This window comes from Actinocatenispora comari (genome assembly GCF_017312725.1).
Lineage (GTDB): Bacteria > Actinomycetota > Actinomycetes > Mycobacteriales > Micromonosporaceae > Actinocatenispora > Actinocatenispora comari.
Genome location: NZ_BOPO01000039.1, coordinates 70807 through 90226 on the forward strand (window position 1 = coordinate 70807; position 19420 = coordinate 90226).

At 72.2% G+C, this 19420-nt stretch carries 19 protein-coding genes; 13 read left to right on the forward strand and 6 right to left on the reverse strand.

Annotation, left to right across the window (positions count from 1 at the left end):
• Positions 1-169: 169 nt before the first annotated feature.
• Together NUM_RS12450 and NUM_RS12455 are read left to right on the forward strand one after the other, a co-directional pair.
• Positions 170-745 (forward strand): hypothetical protein, encoded by a 576-nt coding sequence (locus tag NUM_RS12450; protein WP_207124971.1) that lies wholly within the window; start codon positions 170-172, stop codon positions 743-745.
• 306 nt (positions 746-1051) lie between these two features.
• Entirely contained in the window at positions 1052-2053 is a 1002-nt protein-coding gene (locus NUM_RS12455) for a phosphotransferase (RefSeq protein ID WP_207124972.1), read from the forward strand.
• Between the two features lie 4 nt (positions 2054-2057).
• Here NUM_RS12455 and NUM_RS12460 read toward each other — a convergent pair whose 3' ends face one another.
• Complete coding sequence (locus tag NUM_RS12460) at positions 2058-2756, reverse strand: TetR/AcrR family transcriptional regulator (protein WP_207124973.1); 699 nt, start codon at positions 2754-2756, stop codon at positions 2058-2060.
• A gap of 111 nt (positions 2757-2867) precedes the next feature.
• Here NUM_RS12460 and NUM_RS12465 point away from each other — a divergent pair, with 111 nt between their 5' ends.
• Positions 2868-3764, forward strand: coding sequence for an NAD-dependent epimerase/dehydratase family protein (locus NUM_RS12465; protein ID WP_207124974.1), 897 nt, complete (start codon positions 2868-2870; stop codon positions 3762-3764).
• 114 nt (positions 3765-3878) lie between these two features.
• Positions 3879-4787: a UTP--glucose-1-phosphate uridylyltransferase gene (locus tag NUM_RS12470; RefSeq protein ID WP_207124975.1), complete on the forward strand. Its 909-nt coding sequence runs from the start codon at positions 3879-3881 to the stop codon at positions 4785-4787.
• Between the two features lie 150 nt (positions 4788-4937).
• Here NUM_RS12470 and NUM_RS12475 read toward each other — a convergent pair whose 3' ends face one another.
• On the reverse strand, positions 4938-5729 hold the full coding sequence (locus NUM_RS12475; protein ID WP_207124998.1) for a class I SAM-dependent methyltransferase: 792 nt from the start codon (positions 5727-5729) through the stop codon (positions 4938-4940).
• Between the two features lie 69 nt (positions 5730-5798).
• A complete protein-coding gene (locus NUM_RS12480) occupies positions 5799-6377 on the reverse strand; it encodes a DUF4396 domain-containing protein (protein ID WP_225918520.1) in 579 nt (192 codons plus the stop codon).
• A 208-nt stretch (positions 6378-6585) separates the two neighbouring features.
• Between NUM_RS12480 and NUM_RS12485 the strand changes: the two genes are divergently transcribed.
• Positions 6586-7182, forward strand: a complete 597-nt coding sequence (locus NUM_RS12485; protein ID WP_207124976.1) for a TetR/AcrR family transcriptional regulator — start codon at positions 6586-6588, stop codon at positions 7180-7182.
• Between the two features lie 95 nt (positions 7183-7277).
• Positions 7278-8117 carry an alpha/beta hydrolase gene (locus NUM_RS12490; protein WP_207124977.1) on the forward strand — a complete coding sequence of 280 codons (840 nt, stop codon included), beginning with the start codon at positions 7278-7280 and terminating at the stop codon, positions 8115-8117.
• Between the two features lie 145 nt (positions 8118-8262).
• Here NUM_RS12490 and NUM_RS12495 read toward each other — a convergent pair whose 3' ends face one another.
• Entirely contained in the window at positions 8263-9030 is a 768-nt protein-coding gene (locus NUM_RS12495; RefSeq protein ID WP_370466969.1) for an SDR family oxidoreductase, read from the reverse strand.
• 55 nt (positions 9031-9085) lie between these two features.
• Between NUM_RS12495 and NUM_RS12500 the strand changes: the two genes are divergently transcribed.
• From NUM_RS12500 to NUM_RS12530, 7 genes are all read left to right on the forward strand, one after another.
• Positions 9086-9682, forward strand: coding sequence for a TetR/AcrR family transcriptional regulator (locus tag NUM_RS12500; RefSeq protein ID WP_207124978.1), 597 nt, complete (start codon positions 9086-9088; stop codon positions 9680-9682).
• Between the two features lie 122 nt (positions 9683-9804).
• Positions 9805-11079 carry an ABC transporter substrate-binding protein gene (locus NUM_RS12505; RefSeq protein WP_207124979.1) on the forward strand — a complete coding sequence of 425 codons (1275 nt, stop codon included), beginning with the start codon at positions 9805-9807 and terminating at the stop codon, positions 11077-11079.
• Positions 11076-12044, forward strand: a complete 969-nt coding sequence (locus tag NUM_RS12510) for a carbohydrate ABC transporter permease (protein WP_225918521.1) — start codon at positions 11076-11078, stop codon at positions 12042-12044. Before NUM_RS12505 ends, NUM_RS12510 begins: the two co-directional genes overlap by 4 nt.
• A gap of 107 nt (positions 12045-12151) precedes the next feature.
• Entirely contained in the window at positions 12152-13015 is an 864-nt protein-coding gene (locus tag NUM_RS12515; RefSeq protein WP_207124980.1) for a carbohydrate ABC transporter permease, read from the forward strand.
• A 177-nt stretch (positions 13016-13192) separates the two neighbouring features.
• Positions 13193-13612 carry a hypothetical protein gene (locus NUM_RS12520; protein WP_207124981.1) on the forward strand — a complete coding sequence of 140 codons (420 nt, stop codon included), beginning with the start codon at positions 13193-13195 and terminating at the stop codon, positions 13610-13612.
• Between the two features lie 110 nt (positions 13613-13722).
• The gene (locus NUM_RS12525) at positions 13723-14958 is read left to right on the forward strand and encodes an ATP-binding protein (RefSeq protein ID WP_207124982.1); all 1236 of its coding nucleotides are present in this window, start codon (positions 13723-13725) and stop codon (positions 14956-14958) included.
• A 34-nt stretch (positions 14959-14992) separates the two neighbouring features.
• Positions 14993-15640: a response regulator gene (locus tag NUM_RS12530; protein WP_207124983.1), complete on the forward strand. Its 648-nt coding sequence runs from the start codon at positions 14993-14995 to the stop codon at positions 15638-15640.
• A 41-nt stretch (positions 15641-15681) separates the two neighbouring features.
• Here NUM_RS12530 and NUM_RS12535 read toward each other — a convergent pair whose 3' ends face one another.
• On the reverse strand, positions 15682-17652 hold the full coding sequence (locus NUM_RS12535) for an ABC transporter ATP-binding protein (protein WP_370466970.1): 1971 nt from the start codon (positions 17650-17652) through the stop codon (positions 15682-15684).
• Positions 17649-19379 carry an ABC transporter ATP-binding protein gene (locus NUM_RS12540; RefSeq protein WP_207124984.1) on the reverse strand — a complete coding sequence of 577 codons (1731 nt, stop codon included), beginning with the start codon at positions 19377-19379 and terminating at the stop codon, positions 17649-17651. The genes NUM_RS12535 and NUM_RS12540 overlap by 4 nt, the downstream gene beginning before the upstream one ends.
• Positions 19380-19420 lie beyond the last annotated feature (41 nt).

Genomic DNA, 19420 nt, shown 5'->3' on the forward strand with positions numbered 1-19420 from the left:
TCCTGGCGATGGCGCGCGGGCGCGGCCCGGGTGCGCTCGCCGACCCGTCGCGGCGCCGATCGGCACAAGATGTCGTACCCCCGGCCTAGCGTCTCCCCCATCGGTGCCGCCGTCGGCGGCGTGCCGAACCACCGGTGCGAGAGATCGGGGGCGGGCGATGAGGCGATTCGTGGCAACCGTCGAGCAGCGTGACGACGGCTGGGTGGCGACGGTGCCGGACGGCGAGCAGGTGCTGGCGCACGACCCGCGCTCGATCACCTGGGAGCTGCGCGAGCAGCTCGGCGCCCGGCTGGGTCAGGCCGGTTCCGGTGCACCGCAGGACATCCAGCTCGAGCTGACCGATGCGTCGGGGCGACCGGTGCACGGCTTCGTGCTGCTGTTCGTGCCGCTGGGAGCGGCCGGCGACTACACCGCGGTGCGCTCGTCGCCGCCGAGCGGTTGCCGGTGGTTCGGCGCGGAACTGCCCGGACTGCGCTGCGTGCGGCCGGGGCCGACCCGGCTCGCCGCGATCGCCGACACGGTGGCGGAGCTGCGGGCCGGTTACGGGCTCGTGGCCGAGGCGAGCGATCTCGGCTTCGAGAAGCTCTGGGAGTGGCCGCCGGATCCCGAGCACGGCACCGACCTGGTCGCCCAGCTGCTGCTGATGGCCGCGCAGCGGGCCGGCCAGCTCGGCATCGGGGCCGACGAGTTGACCGGCTTCCTGCACGCCGCGCACGCCGACCGAGCCGCGGCGGGCGACCGGTGATGCGGGTCGGTGCCAGCCGTCCCACGCCGCCGGCCGGTGCGCTCCGGACCGACCCGAGCCGACGGACACGCGCCGGGCCGACGCGGGTCCGACCGACACCAGCCCGAGCGACCCGGGCAACGCGAGCGGGGCTGATCCGAGCACGAGCGACGCGAGCCCGAGCGACACGAGCCCGAGCGACGCGGCTCCAGGCAACACTGCTCCAAGGCAACACGGCTCCGAGGCGACGCCGGGTCGGGACGTCCGAAATCTCCGTGGTGTGGTGGGGCGACCGGTGTCATGATCGCGAGCCGAGGAGGTGGCGACATGCGCCGTACGGCCGACCTGAGCGAGCTCACTCCCGTCGTGCGGGCCGCGACCGGTCGCCGGCCGGTGGCGGCCCGGCGGCTGGCCGGCGGTTCCAAGAAGGGCGTCTACCGGGTCCGGCTGGACGACACCGGCACGGTCGTGGTCTACCTGTGGCGGCCGGACGAGGATTTCTGGCCGGCGACGGCCCGGCGCGACGACGGGCCGGCCGACCCGTTCGCGCACGCCAGCGGGCTCCGGCTGTTCGCCGGCGCGCACCGGCGGCTGTCCGCGCTCGGCGTCGGGGTGCCGGAGATCGTGCTGCGCGACGAGCGGCGGCGGTGGATCGACGCCGACGTCGTGATCGTGCGTGACATCCCCGGCCCGTCACTGGAGACGCTGCTGCGGCACGGTCCGCAGCCGGTCACGATGGACGTTCTCGCCAAGGCGCTGGAGCGGATGCGCCGCTGCCCGGCACCGGCGATCGGCAAGGTGGGCCCGGTCGAGTCGGGTGCCCGGATCGGCGAGACCCGGTGCGAGCGCCTCGTGTACGAGCGGGCGCTGGTCGACCTGCGCGACGCGGCCCGGCGCGAGCCGCGGCTGGCCGCGGCCGAGGACCGGCTCGCCGCCACGCTGGGCACGCTGTTCGACCGGGTGGTGCCGCGACCGCCGGCCGGGCTGGTGCACGGCGAGCTTGGCGGCGACCACGTGCTGGTCCGGCCGGACGGCACGCCGGTGCTGATCGACATCGAGGGCGCGATGTACTTCGATCCGGAGTGGGAGCACGCGTTCGCCCGGATCCGGTTCGGCGCGGACCATCCCCGGCTGGTGCGCGGGCCGCTCGACGAGGCCAGGCTCCGCTGCTACGCGCTGGCCGAGCACCTGTCGCTGGTGGCCGGGCCGCTGCGGTTGCTCGACGGCGACATCCCGGACCGCGCCGGCTTCACCGCGATCGCCGAGTACAACCTGGCCGCCGCGCTCGCCTTCGATCCGGACCGGCCGGTGTCCACAGTGGACAATTAGCCCCTCAGCACAGCCCGATCTGGGCGGCCATGCCGCGGGCCTGGTAGTCGAACCACTCGGCACGGCGGTCGATCATGTTGTCGAGCTGGCCGAACAGTTCGAAGCTGATCGCCCCGTAGAGCTGGGACCAGGCCGCCAGCGTGCGGGCCAGCAGCGGTTCGTCCAGGTCGACCTCGACGGTGCGGGCGAGCGCGGCCAGCTCGGTACGCAGCCGGGCCGGGATCGGCGGGCCGTCGGCCGGCGCCAGCTGCCCGGCGTCGCGGGCCTCGGCGACGATGCCCACCAGCACGTACGGGGTGCGGCTGGCCGGGCCGGTGGTGTCTCTCGGTGCCCGGTAGCCGGGCACCGGGCTGCCCAGCACCAGCGCGTACTCGCTGGGCGCGGTCAGCGCCCACTCCCGCAGCGCCCGCGCCACCGCGACCCACCGGCCGGCGAAGTCGGTGCGCCGCTTGTACCGCGCGTCGGCGGTCTCGGCGGCGGCCCCGAGCGCGTCGTACGCGTCGATGATCAGTGCGGTCAGCAGCTCGTCGCGGCTGGCGAAGTACCGGTACACCGCGGACGAGGCCATACCCAGCTCGCGGGCGACCGCGCGCAGCGACAGGTTCGCGCCCTCGACGGCGAGCTGCGCCCGGGCCGCCTTCTTGATCTCCTCGGTCAGCTCGGCCCGGACCCGGGCCCGGATCGACGTACCACGTTCCGCCATGTCGCGAGTATCGCACACAACCGAGAGCAGTGCTCTTGACAACGAGCAGACGCCGCGCGAATAGTGGTCTCAAACGAGAGCGCTGCTCTCTCTTGTGAACGGAGGAACACCATGGCACTGCACGTGATCGTCGGCGGTGGCCCGGTCGGTACGGCCACGGCCCGGGTGCTGCTCGACCGCGGCGAGAAGGTCCGCGTCGTCACCCGCAGCGGCTCCGGTCCCGCCGAGGCCGAGCGGATCGCGGCCGACGCGACCGACGCCGACCGGCTCACCGCGCTGACCACCGGCGCCGCGGCGCTCTACAACTGTGCGAACCCGCAGTACCACCGGTGGCTGACCGACTGGCCACCGCTCGCCAGCGCGCTGCGGGCCGCCGCCGCCCGCACCGGTGCGGTGCTCGCCACCGCGAGCTGCCTGTACGGGTACGGCCCGGTCGACGCGCCGATCACGCCGGCCACCCCGCTCGCCGCCACCCACCCGAAGCTGCGGATCCGGGCGGACATGTGGCGCGACGCGCTGGCCGACCACGAGGCCGGCCGGATCCGTACCACCGAGGTGCGCGCCGGCGACTACCTGGAGGCCAACTCGGTGTTCAGCGCGGTGCTCGGCGCGCCGGTCCGGGCCGGCAAGCGCTGCTTCTCGGTCCTGCCGGTCGACGTGCCGCACACGTTCACCTCGATCGCCGACATGGCCGCCACCCTGGTCACCGCGGCGAGCACCGAGGCCGCCTGGGGCCGGGCCTGGCTGGTACCGAGCGTCGCGCCGCTGACCATCCGCGAGCTCGCCGGCCGGTACGCGTCGGTCGTCGGCGCGCCGGAGCCCCGCATCACCGCCCTGCCGTACCCGGTGCTGTGGGGTGCCGGGCTGGCGGACACGTTCGCGCGCGAGATGCGCACCACCTACTACCAGTGGGCGCGGCCGTTCACGATGGACAGCAGCGCCACCGAGGCCGCGTTCGGCCTGACCGCCACCCCGCTGGAGACCGTCCTCGCGTCGGTGGCGGCCTGAGCTGTCCGGCCGGTGCCGCACGAATCGGGTGGGGCTGGCCGCCGCGGGCGAAACCGGCGGTTGGTAGCGTCTGCGAGCACTCGCGCGTAGCCATCACCGTCGACGAGGAGAACCATGGCAACCACGATTCGTCGGGCAGTCATTCCGGCCGCGGGGCTGGGGTCGCGGCTGCTGCCGCTGACCAAGGCGACGCCGAAGGAGATGCTGCCGGTCGGCGACAAGCCGGTGATCGAGCACACCGTCCGGGAGCTGATCGCGTCCGGCATCACCGACATCACGATCGTGGTGTCCGAGGGCAAGTCGCTGATCCTGGACCACTTCCGGCCCAACCCGGCGCTGGTGGCGCGGCTGCGCGCGGACGGCAAGACCGCCTACGCCGACGCGGTGGAGGAGGTCGGCGAGCTGTCCTGGCAGGGCCACATCACCTACCTGGACCAGCACGGCCCGTACGGCAACGGCACGCCGGTGCTGAACGCGGCGCGCAACTTCGGCGACGAGCCGGTCCTGGTGCTGTGGCCCGACGACGTGTTCGTCGCCACCGTGCCGCGGGCGCAGCAGCTGATCGCCGCGTACGAGAAGACCGGCTGCCCGGTGCTCGCGCTGATGCCGATGGAACCCGCCGACTCGGTCCGGTACGGGGTGCCAACCGTCAACGAGGACCTCGGTTCCGGCCTGCTGCGCATCGGCGGCCTGGTGGAGAAGCCGAACCCGGCCGACGCACCGTCCAACTACGCCGCGATCGGCGGCTACGTGATCACGCCGGGCATCGTGGACGAGCTCGCCGAGCAGACCCGGCGCTGGTACGAGCACCGGTCCGGCGAGATCTACCTGACCGACGCGATCAACGCCTACGCCGCGCACCACGCGGTCTACGGCAAGGTCATCCAGGGCCAGTGGTACGACACCGGCAACCCGCTGGCCTACCTCACCGCGCAGTTCGCCGCCGCGCTGGCCGATCCCGAGTACGGCCCGCACCTGCGCCGCCTCGCCGCCGACCAGCCCGACCCGACCACCCAGCCCTGACCCCCGACCCCTGACCGGCCAGCCCGACCGGCCGGCCCTGGCCGGCAAGCCCTGACCGGCCAGCCGTGATCGGGCGCCGCGGTCGGGTGCCGGTTCGGCGGGGCGACCCGCCGCCGGGTGAACCCGGCGAAGGGCGACCGGTGCGGGAACTCAGGCGCGACAGCGGATCTCACCGTGCAGCAGACTGAGCCAGCCGTCCTCGTCGGCGGCCCAGGCGCGCCAGGCGGCGGCGATCCGGTCCAGATCGGCGCGGCTCGCGGCGCCCGAGTCGACCAGCTGGTGCGCCAGGTCGGAGGCGACGATCCGCTCCGCCCACATGCCGCCCCAGTGCTGCCGGTCGGCCGGGTCGGCGTGGCACCAGACGCTGGCGCTCGGGGTGATGTCGGTGAACCCGGCGGCGCGGGCCCAGGCGAGCAGCCGCCGGCCGGCGTCCGGTTCACCACCGTTGGCCCGGGCCGCGGACCGGTAGAGCGCGAGCCACTCGTCCAGCTCGGGCAGCTGCGGGTACCAGGCGAACGCGGCGTAGTCACTGTCCCGCGCGGCGACGATGCCGCCCGGCCGGCAGACCCGGCGCATCTCGCGCAGCGCCAGGACCGGATCGGCGACGTGCTGCAGCACCTGGTGGGCGTGCACCACGTCGAAGCTGTCGTCGCCGAACCGGAGGTGGTGCACGTCGTCGACGACGAAGTCGACGTTGTCCAGCCCGCGCCGGCGGATCTCGGCCCGGGCCAGGTCGAGCGCCGGGCCGGTGCGCTCCAGCGCGGTGACCCGGCCCGGCGCGACCAGTTCGGCCAGATCGGCGGTGATGGTGCCGGGGCCGCAGCCGACGTCGAGCACCGACATGCCCGCGGCCAGCTCCGGCAGCAGGTAGCCGGCCGAGTTCACCGCCGTCCGCCACCGGTGCGAACGCAGCACCGACTCGTGATGGCCATGCGTGTACACGTTGCTCGTCATGCCTCGACCGTATCCTCGCGTCTCGCCATACGGAACATCAATCCTGCATTGTGAGACTCAGGCACCGTGCCCGTGGTGGTACCGGTGGGCGACGGCGTGGCCGCGGCCGCGCGAGATCAGCCACCGGTTGACCGGCGTCGCCACCACGAACGCGAGCGCCAGCGCGATCAGCAGCGACGACCAGAACAGCACCGAGGCGAGCCCGGCGTCCATCGCGCCCGGGATGGCGAGCACGGTGAGGTTGTCGATGATCTCCATGACCACGATCGACACCGTGTCGGCGGCGAGCGCGATCCGCAGCGCGGCACCGACGCTCAGGCCGGCACGGATCATGCCGCGCATGGTCAGCGCGTACCCGAAGACGAACGCCAGGGCGACCGACAGCACCACCGTCACGCCGTTGGACAGCCCGAAGGCGGTCCCCAGCACCATGCCGAGCACCTCGCCGATGGCGCAGCCGGTCAGGCAGTGCAGCGTCGCCTGCGCGGCCGAGCGCCAACCGACCGACCGCCACCCGCGCACCCCGTGCGCCGCCGCCGCGTGACCCGCGTGGTGGGCACCGGCGTCGTGCATGGGGTGGCCGGTGGCACCGGGACGAGCCGCCGTGCGCGACCCGCCGCCGTGTTCTTCACTCATGTCGAGCTCCTCACCCGTTCGCCGCGGTGGTCCGCGGCACCCGATGACCATACCCCCTGGGGGTATTTTGACCACAGGTTTCCGGGAGACCGTGGTCACGTCCGGACCATCAGAACCGAGGATCGAGCGAGCGAACGCTGGTGCCGGCCCGTACGCCGGCCGGCGTCATCCCTGGACAGCAACCGTACGATCGTGCGATTCTGTGTCGATGGCGAAGGGTGCACAGACCCGGGAGGCGATCGTCGACACGGCGGTCGAGCTCGCCTTCCGGGTGGGGCTCGGCGGGCTGACCATCGGCGAGCTCGCCCGGGCCCAGCAGATGTCCAAGAGCGGGCTGTTCGCGCACTTCCGGTCCAAGGAAGCGCTGCAGCTCGCCGCCCTGGCGCGGGCCCGCGAGACGTTCGTCGACCTGGTCGTGCGGCCGGCGCTGACCGCGCCGCGCGGCCTGCCCCGCATCCGCGAGCTGTTCGAACGGTGGCTCGACTGCGGCCGCGGCGGCGTGCCCGGCGGCTGCCTGTTCGTCAAGGCGGCCACCGAGTTCGACGGCCAGCCCGGCGCGCTGCGCGACCAGCTCGCGCAGGACCACCAGGACCTGTTCGACACGATCGGCCAGGTCTGCCGCAGCGGCGTCTCGGTGCACCAGGTGCGCCCCGACGTCGACGCCGACCAGTTCGCGCACGACCTGTACGGCGTGATGCTGGTGTTCTACCTGACCCACCGGCTGCTGGCCGACCCGGCGGCCGAGACGCACGCCCGGGCGTCGTTCGAGACCCTGCTCGACGCCGTGCGGACCGAGGCCGCCTGACTCCGGCACCACCCCACACCGACCGAGGAGCGCTGATGAGCACCACGATGTCGCCAGAAAAAAGCACGACCGTTCGTACTCAAAACGGGTGGCGGATGCGGGCGATCCGGCTGACGTTCGGCGCGGCCGAGCGGCTGGCCCCTGCACTCGGCGGCCGGCGGGCGGCGCTGCTGTGGTGCACCCCGCCGAGCGGTCGCGGCCGGCGCCGGGACGACCGGCCGGCGCTGCCGAGCCGGCACGACACCCTGTCCACCGGGCACGGCCGCCGGATCACCGTGCAGAGCTGGGGCCCGGAGCGTGCCGCACCGGTGTTCCTCGTGCACGGCTGGGGCGGCTGGCGCGGTCAACTCGGCCCGTACGTCGGGCCACTGGTCGCGGCCGGCCACCGGGTCGTCGCGTTCGACAGCCCGAGCCACGGCGACTCCGGTCCCAGTGTGCTCGGGCCCCACCGCAGTACCGCCGCCGAGATGGTCGACGCGCTCGCCGACGTGGTGGCCAGCTACGGACCGCCGGCCGGCATCCTGGCGCACTCGCTCGGCTGCGCGACGAGCCTGGTGGCGCTGTCCGACGGGATGCCGGCGGCGCCGCTGGCGTTCGTCGCGCCGGCGGCCGACCCGCTCGCCCGGCTCGGCGAGTTCACCGCGGCCCTCGGTGCCGGCGCCCGGGTCGAGGCGGCACTGCGCCGGCGACTGGAGGCACTCGCCGGCCGGCCGCTGGCGGACTTCGCGGTCACCGAGTCGGCCGTACCGCAGCGTCCGGCGCTGCTCGTGGTGCACGACCGGGACGACCGGGAGACACCGTACGAGCAGGGCCGGCGGCTGGCCGAACGGTGGCCGAACGGCGAGCTGATGACCACGACCGGTCTCGGCCACCAGCGGATCCTGCGGGACGCCGCGGTGATCGCCCGCGTCACCGACTTCCTCACGTCCCGCTGACCCGACGATCGCCGGCACCACGGTCGACCGCGCGGCGACGAGCCTGTTGCCGCGGCAGCCCCGCTGCTGTGGCACGCCCGTTGCCGCGGCGGGCCCCGGTCGTGACGAACCGGTCAGGCGGCGAACCGGTCAGGCAGCGAACCGGTCAGGCCATGCCGCCGTTGGCGTAGAGGACCTGGCCGTTGATCCACCGGCCCGGGCCGGCCAGGAACGCGACCAGCTCGGCGATGTCGTCCGGCGTACCGAGGCGGCCGAACGGGTTGGCGCCGGCGATCTGGTCGATCAGCTGCTGCGGCTTGCCCTCGAAGAACAGCGGTGTGGCGGTCGGCCCGGGCGCGACCGCGTTGACCGTCACGTCCCGGCCGGCCAGCTCGCGGGCGAGGATCAGGGTCAGCGCCTCGACCGCACCCTTCGACGCCGCGTACGCGGCGTAGCCGGGGGTGGCCAGCTTGGTGATCGAGGTGGAGAAGTCGACGATCGCACCGCCGGGGCGCAGCCGGCGGGCGGCGAGCTGGTCGACCACCATGGTGCCGCGCACGTTGGTGCGCTGGACCCGGTCGAACACCGCCAGGTCGAGCTGCTCAACCGGGGCGAGCGGCATGATGCCGGCGGTGTGCACCAGCACGTCCACGCCGCCGAACCGCTGCTGCGCGCGGTCGAACAACGCGGTCATCGCCGCCTCGTCGGCGACGTCGCCGCCGTCGGCCACCGCGGTGCCGCCGGCCTCGGTGATCGCCCGGACCGCCTGGTCGGCCGGGGCCCGGTTGCGGGCGTAGTCCACCACGACCGCCATCCCGTCGGCGGCCAGCCGGGCCGCGGTCGCCTGGCCGATGCCGCCGGACCCGCCGGTCACGATCGCCACCCGTTGCGTTGTCTGCATGATCGCCTCCGCTGTTGTGGACTGCTCGTCCATTAACTTGAATGTAGACGCGTCGTCCATATACTGCAAGCACGGTGAGGGAGGCGACATGGACGACCAGACGGCGCTGCGGCCGGGGCGGGGGCGGCGACCGGCCGCGGCGGTACGACGAGCGGTCCTCGTCGCGGCCGGCGAGCTGCTGTTCGAGCACGGGCTCGCCGCGGTGACCTTCGAGAAGGTCGCCGCGCGCGCCGGCACCAGCAAGATGACCCTGTACAAGTGGTGGCCCTCCCCCGGCGCGCTCGCCCTGGACGGCTACTTCACCGCGGTCGAGCAGACGCTCGCGTTCCCGGACACCGGCGACATCGAGCGCGACCTCACCAGCCAGCTGCACGCGTTCGTCCGGCTGCTCACCGAACGGCCGGCCGGCCGGGTCGTCGCCCAGCTGATCGGCGCCGCGCAGACCGACCCCGATCTCGCCGCGGCGATCGCCGACCGGTACACCAGGCCGCGGCGGGCGCTCGCGGTCGACCGGATGACGCGCGCCCAGCAGGCCGGGCAGCTGCGTGCCGGGCTCGACCCGGAGGTGGTGGTCGACCAGCTGTGGGGTGCCTGCTACCACCGGCTGCTGCTGCCGGACCTGCCGATCGACGTCGGCTTCGCCGATGCGCTGGTGCGCAACCTGATGGCCGGCATCCGGCCGTGACCCCCGTCCCACGCATCGAGGATCGGTAACGGCCGGCGCGCCACCGGCCGGCGTGTCGAATAATGTCCGGGGATCGCCACCGCTCCGCCGTGGAGCGGTGGTCACAGCGGAGGGGTTGGCCGATGCGGAAGCCGAACGGATTGTCAAGGCGCGGCGTGCTCGCCGGCGCCGCGGGGCTGGTGGCCACCGGTGCGCTCGCCGCCTGCGGCTCCAACACCGGCCGCGGCTCGTCCGGCGGCGGCTCCGGCCCCACCGTCTCGCAGTGGTACCACCAGTACGGCGAGGCCGGCGTCGAGCAGGCGGTCAAGCGCTACGCCAAGGCGTACTCGAAGGCGAACGTGCAGGTGCAGTGGACCGCCGGCGACTACGACACCAAGCTCGCCACGGCGCTGGTCGGCAGCGGCGGGCCGGACGTGTTCGAGCAGTCGGTGGCGAAGGTCGACCAGGTCCGGGCGCATCAGCTGGCGGACCTGACCGACGTGTTCGGTTCGGCGAAGGACGACTTCACCCCGGCGGTGCTGGACGCGCAGACCGTCGACGGCAGGATCTACGGCATCCCGCAGGCGATCGACATGCAGATGCTGTTCTACCGCAAGAGCTGGCTGGCCAAGGCGGGAGTGTCGGCGCCGACCACGCTGGCGGAGCTGACCAGCGCGGCGAAGAAGCTGACGAACAAGAAGGTCAAGGGGCTGTTCCTGGGCAACGACGGCGGCGCCGGGGTGCTCGGCGCGGTACCGCTGTGGTCGGTCGGGCAGAGCTACCTGTCCGACGACCAGCGCAAGGTCGGGTTCACCGCGGCCGCCGCGGCGCCGGTGTTCGCCGCGCTGCGCACGATGTACTCCTCGGGCAGCCTGCTGCTCGGCGCACCGGCCGACTGGTCCGACCCGTCGGCGTTCACCCAGGGGCTGACCGCGATGCAGTGGTCCGGGCTGTGGGCGGTGCCGGTCGTGCAGAAGGCGCTGGGTCAGGACTTCGGCGTGATCGCCTGGCCGAAGGGTGACGGCAGCGGCGCGCTGTCGGTGCCGATCGGCGCGTACGCCTCGACGGTCAACGCGAAGAGCAAGCACGTCGATGCCGCGAAGGCGTTCGCGAAGTGGCTGTGGGTCGACAAGACCGACTACCAGCGCGACTTCGACCTGTCGTACGGGTTCCACATCCCGGCGCGCACGTCGATCGCGGCGAAGGCGGACAAGCTGTCCTCCGGTGCCGGCAAGGACGCCGTCGACCTGGTCCAGCAGTACGGCAAGGTGCAGGCGACGCCGGGCTGGACCTCGCCGATGAACACCGCGTACACCGACGCGCTGAACAACATCATCCGCAAGGGATCGAACCCGGAGAGCGAGCTGAAGACCGCGATCGGCAAGATCGACAAGCAGCTGAGCACGCTGTACAAGTGACCTCCCGCGACGTGGCCGACCGCGACACGGTGCACGGCTCGGCGCGGGACCGGCGCCGGGCCAGGCGGCACGGCAGGCAGCGCACCTGGCCGGCGTTCTGGGTGTTCGTCGGGCCGTTCCTGGCCGGGCTGATCCTCTTCACGTTCGTGCCGATCGTGTGGAGCGCGGTGCTCAGCTTCTTCGACGCGCACAACACGGTCACCCCGACGCGGTTCGTCGGGCTGGCCAACTACGTCGACATGCTGACCAACTCCGACTTCCTCGCGAGCCTCGGTACGTTCAGCGTGTTCGCGGTGTTCATCGTGCCCACCACGGTGGCGATCTCGCTCGGCCTGGCGCTGCTGGTGCACCGGCTGCGGTTCGCCCGGGCGTTCTTCCGGTCGGTGTTCTTCCTGCCGGCAGCCTGCTCGTACGTGGTGGCCGCGCTGATCTGGAAGCTGTCGATCTTCAACGGCGTCCGGTTCGGGCTGGCCAACACGGTGCTCGGGCTGTTCGGCATCGACCAGGTGCCGTGGCTGTCCTCGGCCAGCCCACCCTGGTACTGGGTGGCGCTGGTGACGCTGCGGCTGTGGCTGCAGGTCGGCTTCTACATGGTGCTGTTCCTCGCCGGGCTGCAACGCATCCCGGGCGAGCTGTACGAGGCGGCGTACGTGGACGGGGCGAAGCCCGGCTGGCAGGTGTTCCGGTACATCACGCTGCCGCAGCTGCGGGCCACCACGGTGGCGGTGGTGCTGCTCAACCTGATCGCGGCGTACCAGGCGTTCGACGAGTTCTACAACCTGATGAGCTCGGCCCGCGGGTACCCGCCGTTCGCCCGGCCGCCGCTGGTCTACCTGTACTTCACGGCACTCGGCCAGGGGCAGGACTTCGGCCACGGCAGCGCGGGTGCGGTGATCCTCGCGCTGCTGATCGGGATCGTGACGGTGTTGCAGGGCAAGCTGTTCGGCTTCGGCCGGCGGGACTGACGACCCGGCGCCCCGCCGGCGGGACTGACGAGCCGGCGTCCGGCGCGGCGGGACGCCGGCGGTCAGCCAGCTCCGGCCGGGGCACTCCGGCAGGCAAGGAGGAGACGATGGACGGTCCACACGCGGTCGGGTACGCGCGCAGCGCCCGCGGCCGGGTCGGCGCGATCGCCCGGTACACCGCGTTGGTGGTCGCGGCACTGCTGTTCCTGCTGCCGTTCTATCTGCTGGTACGCAACGGACTCGGCTCCGACGCGGAGATCACCGCGCCGGACTGGACGTTCTTCCCCACCACGCTGCACTGGGGCAACATCGGCGAGCTGTTCGCCGACCCGTCGGTACCGATGGCGCACTCGCTGCTCAACTCGGGCCTGGTCAGCGTGGTGCAGACGATCGGCCAGGTGGCGCTGTCGTCGATGGCCGGGTACGGCCTGGCCCGGATCCCGTTCCGGTACAGCAACGGGGTGCTCGCGGCGATCGTCGCGACGCTGATGATCCCGGCCGCGGTCACCTTCGTCCCGACGTTCGTGGTGGTGTCGTCGCTGGGCTGGGTGTCGACGCTGCGCGGGCTGATCGTGCCCGGCCTGTTCAGCGGGTTCACCGCGTTCCTGTTCCGGCAGTACTTCCTGAGCTTCCCGAAGGAGCTGGAGGAGGCGGCGCGGGTGGACGGCCTCGGCCACTGGGGCGCGTACTGGCGGATCGTGGTGCCCAACTCGACCGGCTTCATCGCCGCGATCGGCGTCATCACGTTCCTCGGCTCGTGGAACGCGTTCCTGTGGCCGCTGGTGATCGGCCAGGACTCGTCGTCCTGGACCGTGCAGGTGGCGCTGTCGTCGTTCATGACCGCGCAGACCATCAACCTGCACGAGCTGTTCGTCGCCGCGGCGGTGTCGATCCTGCCGCTGCTGCTGGTGTTCGTGTTCCTGCAGCGGTACCTGGTGCAGGGGGTGGCCGAGTCCGGCATCAAGGGCTGAACCGGGCTTTCTTCGCGTCTCGATCAGCCGATCGGCGGGGTGCACCCACCGATCGGCGGGTGCGACGGATCCACTGCGGCACCGGCATTCCGGCCGGCTTCGGCGGATGTGGCCGGACGCCCGCGCTGCGAGCCTGATGGGGTCCGACATCGAGGTGACGACGGGAGACGGATCACCATGGACACCCAGCGAGTCGCAACCGATCGCCCCACCACCCACTCCGCGCTCCGGACCGCCCGCACGCTCGTCGGTGCGTACCTGGCGGTCAGCGCGCTCGCGGTCGCCGCGCTCGTGGCGCTGCGCGACCATCCCACCCTGGTCAACTCCGCCTCGTGGGTACGGGCCAGCATCGTGCTGGTCACCGCCGTGCTGATGTTCCTGTTCGCCCGCGGCGCCGCCCGCGGATCGCGCCGGGCCTGGCTGCGGCTGCGGATCGTCTCCGCGGTCATGCTCGTCGCGATCGTGGTGATCGTGTCCTTGCCCGGTTTCCTGCCCGCCTGGCTGCGCATCGAGCAGGGCGTGTGCGGTGCGCTGCTGCTGGCCGTGGTCGTCCTGGTCAACCGGCGCGGGGTGCGTACCGCGTTCGCGGCGAGCTGACCGTGGCCGCGCCCCGCCCGACCACCACCCTCGATCTCACCCGCCCGGCTAGATTGACCCCGGGCGGCGTCGAGGGGGGCAGCGTGGTCGCGACGCGGGTACGGTCCTGGATGGTCCGCCGGGCAGGCGGAACACCGGTGCTGACCGTGCTGCCGTACCTGCTGCTGGCGTTCCTCGCCGCGATCACCGTGCCGGTCCAGCACGCCAACGGCGCCTCGCCGATCGTCGAGCTGGTCCTCGCCGCGGCGCTGGCCGGCTGGATGCTCTGGCTGTTCACCCTGCACCCCGGCTGGCGGGACCGGCCGGTGGTGATGGCGGTGTTCCTCGCCGGGGTGGTCGCGGTGACCATGGTGCTGGTGCTGCGGGCGCCCTGGTTCGGCTTCTTCACCCCCGCCGCCTACGTATACGCCTACCGGCTGGTGCGGTGGCCCGGACAGCTCGTCGCCGTCGCCGCGGTCGCGGTGGTCGCCGGCACCGCCCAGGCGTACGCGGTGCCGCTGGACGACGCGGCCGGCATCGCCACCTACGCCGCCATCGTGGTGGCCAACGCGCTGCCGATGTGCGGCTACGCCTGGCTGCGGCAGAACCTGGACCGCCAGGACCGGCAACGCCGGCAGGCGCTCGCCGAGGTCAGGGCCGCCAACGAACGGCTCGCGGCGAGCCTCGCGGACAACGCGGCGCTGCACCGGGCGCTGCTCGACCAGGCGCACCAGGCCGGCGTCGCCGCCGAACGGCAGCGACTGGCCCGCGAGATCCACGACACCATGGCGCAGGGGCTGACCGGCATCGTCACCCAGTTGCAGGCCGCCGAGCAGGCCGCCGACGAGCCGGTACGGTGGCGCCGGCACTTCGCCGCCGCGACCGCGCTGGCCCGGGAGAGCCTGACCGAGGCCCGCCGGTCGGTGCACGAGCTGCGGCCCGAACCGCTGGAGACCGGCCGGCTGTCCGAGGCGCTCGCCGAGGTCGCCCACCGCTGGTCGGCCCGCAGCGGGATCGACGCCCAGGTCACCACCACCGGTACGGTCCGGCCGATGGGCACCGACGCCGAGGTGGCGCTGCTGCGGGTGGCGCAGGAGGCGCTCGCCAACGTCGCCAAGCACGCCGGCGCCGGTCGCGTCGGGGTGACCCTGTCGTATCTGGCGCACGAGGTGGCGCTGGACGTGCGGGACGACGGCCGCGGGTTCGATCCCACCGCACCGGCGGCCCGGCGTACCGACGGCGGGTTCGGGCTGGTGGCGATGCGGCAGCGGGTCGAGGCGCGGGCCGGTGAGCTCACCGTCGAGTCCGAGCCCGGCCTCGGCACCACCATCAGCGCGCGGATCCCCACCGCGGAGGAGGCAGGATGACCGACGACGCACTTCCCGCCGCGGAGGAGGCCGGATGACAGCTCCGGTACGGCTGCTGATCGCCGACGACCATCCGGTCGTCCGGGACGGCCTGAGCGGGATGTTCGCCGCCGACCCCGGGTTCGAGGTGGTCGGCGAGGCGTCGGACGGTGCCGAGGCGGTACGCCGGGCCGAGGCGCTGCGCCCCGACGTGATCCTGCTCGACCTGCGAATGCCCGGGATGGACGGGGTCACCGCGATCACCGAACTGGCCCGGCGGCACATCGAGTCGCGGGTGCTGGTGCTCACCACGTACGACACGGACGGCTACGTGCTGCCGGCGATCGAGGCCGGCGCCACCGGCTACCTGCTCAAGGACGCGCCGCGGGACGAACTGTTGAACGCCGTGCGGGCCGCGGCGGCGGGCCGCTCGGTGCTGGCGCCGTCGGTCGCCTCCCGGCTGATGCACCGGGTCCGCACCCCGGCCGCGGAACCGTTGAGCCGGCGCGAGATCGAGGTGCTGGAGCTGGTCGCGGCCGGCACCACCAACCGCGAGCTCGCCGCCCGGCTGTTCATCAGCGAGGCCACGGTCAAGAGCCACCTGCTGAACATCTACACCAAGCTCGGCGTCAACGACCGGGCTGCCGCCGTCGCGGAGGCGTTCCGCCGCGGACTGCTGGCGGTCGGCACCGACGAGCAGTGACCACGGTGGCGGCCCGGCCGAAGCCGGACCGCCACCGCCGCTCACACCGGGTCGGGATCGGTGACCGCCTCGGCGAACTGCGCCGCGTACAGCCGGGCATAGGCACCGTCGGCCGCGAGCAACTGGTCGTGCGTACCCTGCTCGACGATGTCGCCGTGCTCCATCACCAGGATCAGGTCGGCGTCGCGGATGGTGGACAGCCGGTGCGCGATGACGAAGCTGGTGCGGCCCGACCGCAGCGCGGTCATGCCGTGCTGGATCAGCACCTCGGTGCGGGTGTCCACCGAGCTGGTCGCCTCGTCCAGGACCAGGATCGTCGGCTCGGTGATGAACGCGCGGGCGATGGTGAGCAGCTGCTTCTCCCCCGCGCTGACGTTGGAGCTCTCCTCGTCGAGCACCGTGTCGTACCCGTCCGGCAGGGTGCGCACGAACCGGTCGACGTGGGTGGCCCGGGCTGCCTCGACGATCCGCTCCCGGGACACCCCGTCCACGCCGTAGCCGATGTTCTCGGCGATGGTGCCGCCGAACAGCCAGGTGTCCTGCAGCACCATGCCGATGCGGCGGCGCAGCTCGTCCCGGGACATCGTGCGGGTGTCGACGCCGTCCAGCGCGATCCGGCCGGAGTCCACCTCGTAGAACCGCATCAGCAGGTTGACCAGGGTGGTCTTGCCGGCCCCGGTCGGCCCGACGATGGCCACCGTCTGGCCCGGCTCGACCGCCAGGGACAGATCGGAGATCAGCGGCTTGTCCTTGGCGTACGAGAAGGACACGTGCTCGAACGCGACCCGCCCGGTCAGCTGGGCCGGTCGCTGCGGCTGGGCCGGGTCGGCCACCTGCTCGTCCGCGTCCAGCAGCTCGAACACCCGCTCCGCCGACGCCACCCCGGACTGCAGCAGGTTCGCCATCGCCGCCACCTGGGTGATCGGCTGGGTGAACTGCCGCGAGTACTGGATGAACGCCTGCACGTCACCCAGCGACAGGTTGCCGGACGCCACCCGCAACCCACCGATCACCGCGACCAGCACGTAGTTGAGGTTGCCGATGAACATCATCGCCGGCTGCATGATGCCGGAGATGAACTGCGCCCTGAACGCCGAGGAGTACAACGCGTCGTTGTGCTCGGCGAACGTGTTCGACGCCTGCCGCTGCCGGCCGAACACCTTCACCAGCGCGTGCCCGGTGTACATCTCCTCGATGTGGGCGTTGAGCTTGCCGGTGCTGGCCCACTGCTTCAGGAACTGTGGCTGCGCCTTCTTGCCGATCACCATCGCGACCACCAGCGACACCGGCACCGTCACCACCGCCACCAGGGCGAGCAGCGGCGAGATGTACAGCATCATGATCAGCACGCCGACGATGGTCAGCAACGAGGTGACCAGCTGGCTGAGCGCCTGCTGCAGGGTCTGCGAGATGTTGTCGATGTCGTTGGTGGTGCGCGACAGCACCTCGCCGCGCGGTTGCGAGTCGAAGTAGCTCAACGGCAACCGGGACAGCTTCTCCTCGGTCATCTGCCGCAACCGGAACGCCAGCCGCTGCACCACCGTCGCGGTCAGCCGGCCCTGCCAGACGCCGAGGCCGGCGGCCACCGCGAAGGCGAGCGCGGCGAACAGCAGCACCCGGCCGACCGCGCCGAAGTCGATGCCCTGGCCGGGCACGAAGTGCATCGCACCGAGCATGTCGGCGATCTTGCTGTCGCCCTTGGCCCGCAACCCGTCGATCACCTGCTGCTTGGTGACGGTGGCCGGGAACCGCCCGCCGATCACACCGCTGAAGATCACGTCGGTCGCGTGCCCGAGGATCTTCGGCCCGATGACCTGCAGGGCGACGCTGACCAGCCCGAGTGCCAGGATGGCGAACGCGCGGGCGCGGTCCGGCCGCATCATCCGGATCAGCCGCTTGCTGGAGGCGCCGAAGTGCATCGACTTCTCGGCCGGCATCATGCCGCCGCCCATGGGCCCGTGCCCACCGCCGCCCGGCCGGCGCCGCGGAACCGCTTCCTGACGCGCGCTCATGCTGCCTCCTGCTCGGTCAGCTGGGACAGCACGATCTCGCGGTACGTCTCGTTGCCGGCCATCAGTTCCTCGTGCGTGCCGGTACCGACGACACGACCCTCGTCGAGCACGATGATGCGGTCGGCGTGCCGGATCGTCGCGACCCGCTGCGCCACGATCACCACCGTCGCCTCCCGGGTCTCGCCGACCAGCGCGGCGCGCAGCGCGGCGTCGGTGGCGTAGTCCAGCGCCGAGAACGAGTCGTCGAACAGGTAGATCTCCGGCTGCTGGACGAGCATCCGGGCGATCGCGAGCCGTTGCCGCTGGCCGCCGGAGACGTTCGACCCGCCCTGGCCGATCGGCGCGTCCAGCCCCTCCTCCATCGCCTCGACGAAGTCCCGGGCCTGCGCCACCTCCAGCGCGTGCCACAGCTGCTCGTCGGTGGCGTCCGGGTTGCCGTAGCGCAGGTTGCTCGCCACGGTGCCGGCGAACAGGTACGGCTTCTGCGGCACCATGCCGACCGTGCGGGACAGCAGCGCCGGGTCGAGCTGCCGGACGTCGACACCGTCGATCAGCACCTGCCCCCCGGTCGCGTCGAACAGCCGGGGCACCAGGTTGAGCAGGGTGGTCTTGCCGCTGCCGGTGGAGCCGATGATCGCGGTGGTCTCGCCGGCCCGGGCGGTCAGGTCGATGCCGGACAGTACCGGCTGCTCGGCGCCCGGGTAGCCGAACGCGACGTTGCGCAGTTCCAGCTCGCCGTGCACGGTCAGCTCGGTGACCGGGTCGGCCGCGACGGTGACCGTGGTCTCGGTGTCGAGCACCTCCTCGATGCGCTCGGCGCACACCTCGGCCCGCGGCACCATGATGAACATAAACGTCGCCATCATCACCGACATCAGGATCTGCATCAGGTAGCTCAGGAACGCGGTGAGCGCACCGATCTCCATGCCGTGACCGATCCGGTGCCCGCCGAACCACAGCACCGCGACGCTGGACAGGTTCATGATCAGCATGACCGCCGGGAACATGATCGCCATCAGCCGGCCGACCGCGAGCGAGACGTCCATCAGCTCGCCGTTGGCGTCGGCGAACCGGCGCTGCTCGTACCCGTCGCGGACGAACGCGCGGATCACCCGGATGCCGGTGATCTGCTCGCGCATCACCCGGTTGACGGTGTCGATGCGCTTCTGCACGGTGCGAAACAGCGGCCGCATCTGGCGGATCACCAGCGTCACGACGACCACCAGGACCGGGACGATCACCAGCAGCAGCGCGGACAGCGGCACGTCCTGGTTGAGCGCCATCAGGATGCCGCCGACGCACATGATCGGCGCCGACACCATCAGGGTCAGCGTGATCACCACGAGCAGCTGCACCTGTTGGACGTCGTTGGTGGTGCGGGTGATCAGCGACGGCGCGCCGAACTGGCCCACCTCCCGCACCGAGAAGCTCTGCACCCGGTCGAAGATGCCGGCCCGGATGTCGCGGCCGACGCCCATCGCGGTCTTCGCACCGAAGTAGACGGCGACCGCGGCGCAGACGATCTGGACCAGCGCGACCGCCAGCATGATCCCGCCGTAGCGCAGGATGTAGCCGGTGTCGCCCTTGATCACGCCGTTGTTGATGATGTCGGCGTTCAGCGTCGGCAGGTAGAGCGTCGCGAGCGTCTGCACGAACTGGAACACCACCACCAGCACGATGCTCTTGGTGTGCGGGCGCAGGTAGACCCGCAGCAGTCTGAGAAGCACACCGACCTTCCCCGTAGAAGCTCTATCACGTTAGTCGGACG